The sequence below is a fragment of the Glaciihabitans sp. dw_435 genome, from assembly GCF_018449675.1.
Taxonomy (GTDB): domain Bacteria; phylum Actinomycetota; class Actinomycetes; order Actinomycetales; family Microbacteriaceae; genus Glaciihabitans.
This window is the reverse complement of record NZ_JAAVUZ010000036.1, coordinates 1-5,179: the sequence shown is the minus strand read 5'-3', so window position 1 is coordinate 5,179 and position 5,179 is coordinate 1. Positions and strand designations below refer to the sequence as shown.

At 55.5% G+C, this 5,179-nt stretch carries 2 protein-coding genes; one reads left to right on the top strand and one right to left on the bottom strand.

All coding sequences use genetic code 11. The features are described 5' to 3' along the window. Nucleotides 1-226: 226 nt before the first annotated feature. Nucleotides 227-1,834 carry a class I SAM-dependent methyltransferase gene (locus tag HB677_RS18060; RefSeq protein WP_213817130.1) on the bottom strand — a complete coding sequence of 536 codons (1,608 nt, stop codon included), beginning with the start codon at nt 1,832-1,834 and terminating at the stop codon, nt 227-229. Nucleotides 1,835-1,942: 108 nt separating this feature from the next. Here HB677_RS18060 and HB677_RS18055 point away from each other — a divergent pair, with 108 nt between their 5' ends. Further along, a complete protein-coding gene (locus tag HB677_RS18055) occupies nt 1,943-4,918 on the top strand; it encodes an Eco57I restriction-modification methylase domain-containing protein (protein ID WP_213817129.1) in 2,976 nt (991 codons plus the stop codon). Nucleotides 4,919-5,179 lie beyond the last annotated feature (261 nt).

The window sequence follows — 5,179 nt, the reverse complement described above, 5'->3', positions numbered from 1 at the left end:
CATACGAGACAATCATGAACACGCCAGCCGTCCCGGCTGCGTGACTACAACCTGTCACCAAACCGTGCAGCAGACCCGGCACCTTGTCGGTTTGGTTTCGGTGCGGCCGACAGCTGCAGCCATCAATAGATACTGGTCAGGCGTGAGCCGTAGCGGCTCGAGACGACCGGCCAGGCATTCCTCTGAAAGTTCCAGGGTCTAGCAATGTGACTGGCCAGCCTCACAATTACCTTTTTCCTCTAAACATTCTTCGATCCCGCAGTCGCACCCATTGCGATCTAAGGAGAAGAACCTCTCTCTCGGAGAACCCGAGTATGCCCACGAGTACGACCTTGTCGACAAGATCGAGGCCACCGGCGACGTCGCCATCCCTCACTAGACGGTCAACTGCCTTAGCCAGCCCGTCTGGAATGACTGACGGGTCAATAACGGGGAGTTCCCGGGCCTCCGATGGTTCTAGCTCGAGTATCCCGCCTCCATAACTCCGGCCGATCACTTCGCAGAGGGCGAACGTTGCAGAGTTGAAGGCAGCTACCGACAATTTTGCCGGATCGATGCTTTGGTCGTGAAGCTTCACACGATGGACAGTGTCCGTGCTCGTCGCCTGCGTGTAGTTCGCCATAATTCGGGGGTGCGTGCCAACCTGACGCAACATGAAAGCCTCGGGGACCCACGGAGTTGGAAGCTTCCACCAAGGAGAGCGAATGCTGCATTTATATCCAAGATTTACCCCGGCATTTTCGCCATCTTGAATGTATTTTTCGAGAGCCGGATGGTCTCCGATCTGAACATCGGATTGGACGTGTAGGAGCCTTGTATTCCGGTCGGTCTCCTCAAAGGAGGAATGATCATCCTGAGAATAGCTGAGGCCCGGAACCTGTTGGCTCTTTGAAACAAGTGGAACTGTCCACTCGATGACGCCACGGTCCCGCGCTTCTGCGGCTGTCATACAAAAGAAGCTGTTGCGACCAGAAACGACTCCGACTTGGACTGTCGCGATCTCACCCAATGGGATGAGCCTGGAATCCGCGCGAAGCTTTCGCAGGACCTCGATCGCGGAGGGATCCAAGAAGTACTTCGTCCATTTCTCGTTGTCGTGCAACGGAGCTCGCACCGACCCGCGATCGTCCAGGTCGAGTACCAATGTTCCCAGTTCGCTTCCATCCGACACTTCGAAGGTACGGATATTGGCGGGCCCGTCTCCGCGCTCAACAAGGAGTAAAACCACTTCCTGAAGGATGCCCTCGAACACAAGCTTCCGAAAACTAACGATCGTAATCGTCGAGCTATTGTCAACGAGGAATCTGCGGAGCTCCGATGCGTAGCCCACTTGGAGGATCTCGGCAGGAACTACAAGCCCAACCCGCCCGCCCTGTCTGACCGCAAGCAAGGACGCGATAACAAATGGGACGAAGGCATTTGTGAGTCGACTGGCTTTCATGCCCTGAGCTTCTATAAAACGCATGGCGCCAAGGCGATATTTCTCGGGCCAGTTCCCAAATCGAATATAAGGCGGATTTCCAGCGACGCCATCAAAGGTTGAATGTTTTTCCGGAGTGAACCACTCAAAGAAATCCGACTCAATCACATTCGCCCGAGCGAATTCCCTAGCTGCTTGGGCTTCACTTGCAACCAGCTCGATACCCGTGACTACGGCCCGTGAGTCGGCGCTAAGCGGTGCGAGAATGGCTCCATCCCCACACGACGGCTCAAGCCGAATGAAACCAGCCTGTGCAACCCACGAAGCAACAAAGGCGGCGAGTTCAGTCGGAGTGTAGTAACCACCTCGGATCTTTTCCGCGCTCGCTGAAGCCTTACTGGCGAAATCTGCCACTTGTTCCGACCCTCTTTCGTCGACTCAAGATTACTTGGCAACCACCGACACGCCTTCCCCACGCGCGTCGATCCAGCAGAGGGCGTCCACGTCACTAATGTTCACACTATGAGCTTTATCCGCCTTTCGAAGATCGAAGCCTTTGAATCTCTAAGACTATTGATCGCAAAGTACAAGGTTCAACGGAGGGTGATTGAGTCTCCGAGTTCGCGCTACACAGAAACTGAAGCGCGAGGAGAATTCATTGACCCGTTCCTAATCCTTTTTGGGTGGGACGTCCACAATGACGCCGGCTCAGTTCAATCACAGCGGTCCGTTGTGCTCGAGCATGCTGCCAATCCCGATGCTTACGTCATCGGGCGTCCTGACTACCGTCTTCGGATTAATGGGCGCGACCGACTTCCTGTCGAGGCCAAGAAGCCATCGGTTCGCCTGAACACTTCGGCAAAATCCTCGCTTCAGGCCCGATCCTATGGCTGGTCGCTGTCTCTTCCAGCGGCCGTACTTACAAACTTTTCCGAGACGATTATTTTCGATGCCCGACACACCCCCGTTGAAAACCAAGACCCTGACGAAGCCGTGATCCCTGGATGTCGCATCAGCTTCGAGGATTACGAGGCCAAGTTCGATTTGCTATGGGATTACTTGGCTTTTGAAAACGTCTCGGACGATGAAAAGTTCAGTTCTGTCCACAATTACGTAGCCCCTCCCCGCGGGACATCCCCGTTTGACAAGACGTTCCTCGCCCACTTTCGAAACTGGCGCCTCGCTCTGTCGACAGATATCGCCGCTGGAAACATATTGCTCGGAGCCGCCGAAGTGGGGCGAAGGACACAACAGGTATTGAACGCGCTTCTGTTCTTACGCGTATGTGAAGACCGCGATATTTGGACATATCAGCGACTTTTGAAGTCGGCTCGCAGTGAGGCCGTGATTGCCGCGTTCGAGGAAGCAGACCGAGTATTCAACGCTGGGCTATTCACGGTACTGAAAGAGACTGCAGTCACTGCAGAAATTCTGCGTTCTGTGATCTCCGAGCTCTACTGGCCGAAGACGAAGTTTGCCTTTGGAGTGATGCGACCAGATGTCCTGGCGGAGCTCTACGAGCAGTACTTATCGGAGCGCGTCCAAATTGGAAGCGACCGCGGGGTCACTCTCGTGCAGAAACCGGAGTTGACTCACACCAACGGGGTGGTGCCCACGCCGCAATATATTGTTGATTCGCTTGTAGACGCCCCGCTCACCAGACACCTTTCGGCGGATAACTCGATTTCAGAAGACCTTCGGATAGTCGATCTTGCTTGCGGATCTGGGGTATTCCTGCTGGCTGTTTTTGAGCGACTTCTCAGTCATCTGGAAAAAGCCGGGGCGACTACGCTGGCAACTCGATCTCATATCGCAACGCAACACCTGTTCGGGGTTGATATTGACGCCGAGGCTGTCGAAGTCACGCGATTGAGTCTCTTGCTTGCAATCCTCGGAGAGGCCCGAGTTGATCCCAAGACGGACTTCCGCATCCTGCCCGATCTGACGAACAATGTCCGGGCGGGAAATGCAGTCGTTTCCACGGATTTCGATCAGCGCTTTCCCTCAATCGCCTCCGATCCGGGACGACGAGCCGCCGTGGCTCAGTTCTCGTGGAACGACGCCTTCCCCCAGGTCATGGCCGAAGGCGGTTTCTCAATTGTCTTCGCCAATCCGCCTTACGTGAGGGTTCAAACCCTGCAGGCCCATATGCCCGATCAGTTGGCTTATTTTCAGGACTCCCGCAGCGAGTACCGAAGCGGCAGCGGCCTTCTCGATCTGTACATGATCTTTGTCGAGCGAGCGATCAGTCTCCTGCGCCTAACCGGTGAGTTAGCAATGATCGTGCCCCACACTCTCACCAACGCCGGCGCGGCGAGTGCGATCCGTGAGGAGCTTGGGCGACGGCTGACAAAGCTTGTACATTTTGGCGTCAACCAAGTTTTTCCAGGACGGCTAACGTACACCGCCCTGATCTTCGCAGGGCGCAAGACGGAAGACGACGCCGCGCTGGAGATCGTGGAGGATCTTCACTCTTGGCGGGCAGGCGCCAGTGGTGTTGTAAGCCCACTCACACGGGCCGATTTAGGAGGAGCCCCGTGGCCAATGGCGTCAGCGCTGCATCAAGTGATTTTTGGCAAAATGCAAGATAGCGCGATCGCAATACTCGGAGATAAGCACGTGGCCGAGGTTTACGTAGGCGTCCAGACTTCGAAAAATGACTACTACTTCTTCAGGCCGAATGATGCACAAAGTGATACTGACTTGGTCGCCTTCACCGATCCACTCGGCGCAAATTGGACAATCGAACGGGGAATTGTGCGGCCCAGCCTCCTCGATAGAAGCCTGACGCCATATGACATTTCTCCCGAGCCAGATGGTTTCGTCATATTTCCATACCGAATTCTTCCAGCGGAAGGGAAAAAGAAGGCGCGTGCTCTTCCGCTTTCGAGGGCAGAGCTCGAACTATCATTCCCACGAGCGCTGGCATACTTCGATGCACATCGCGATGAGCTCCTCAATCGCAGCATCTCACCCGATCCTGGGGAGGCTTTTTGGGCGTATGGCCGTTCTCAAAACCTGGTACGCATGGACTTGGATAAGGTCATCATCCGCACTATGTCGCTTAGCCCACAGTATGTGAAAGATCCAGGCGGGATCGTAGTTTCAGGTGGTGGTCATGGCGGTCCCTATACCTTAATGACCGTTCCCGAAGATGGGCTGTACCCGCAGAACGTGATTATCGCCATTGCCTCTCACCCAGCAGCTGATTCATTCGTAGCATCTCGAGGAAAGGCCTACCAGGGTGCATACCTTGTGCACACAAAAGGGACGCTCCATGACATTCCAATTCCGAGTCTAGGCAAGTCCGACGTAGAACGAATTGACTCACACGTCCGCGAATTGCAGATGATTACGAAGGGCTTACGCGCCGAAACCGACAGCGTCCTACGGTCCAGCCTTGAGCAGCGATCCACAAATCTCCGAGCGAACATCGAGGCGATCATTTCGGACGCCTTCGGCTTGGACTCCGAGGACATGGCCGTCCTTCGAGACTAGACGCGGCCAATCAGGCAACTCGGTCTTCAAGAATGTGCGCTGACGACGTTGCCGGCCAATCTCGTTGTTGGTAACACCCAACACCCCTCGGCACGATCCACTACCGAATCCGCTACGGCGTCATTGACCAATTGGGCAACCTCACCCTCCGTAGAGCCGGGACCCTCCGCGACCTCGGCGTCGGACGCCGCCACGCCCGCACACCCGTGATGATCCTCGTCACCGAACACGACGTCACCGTCGCCCACCACACCACCGGCA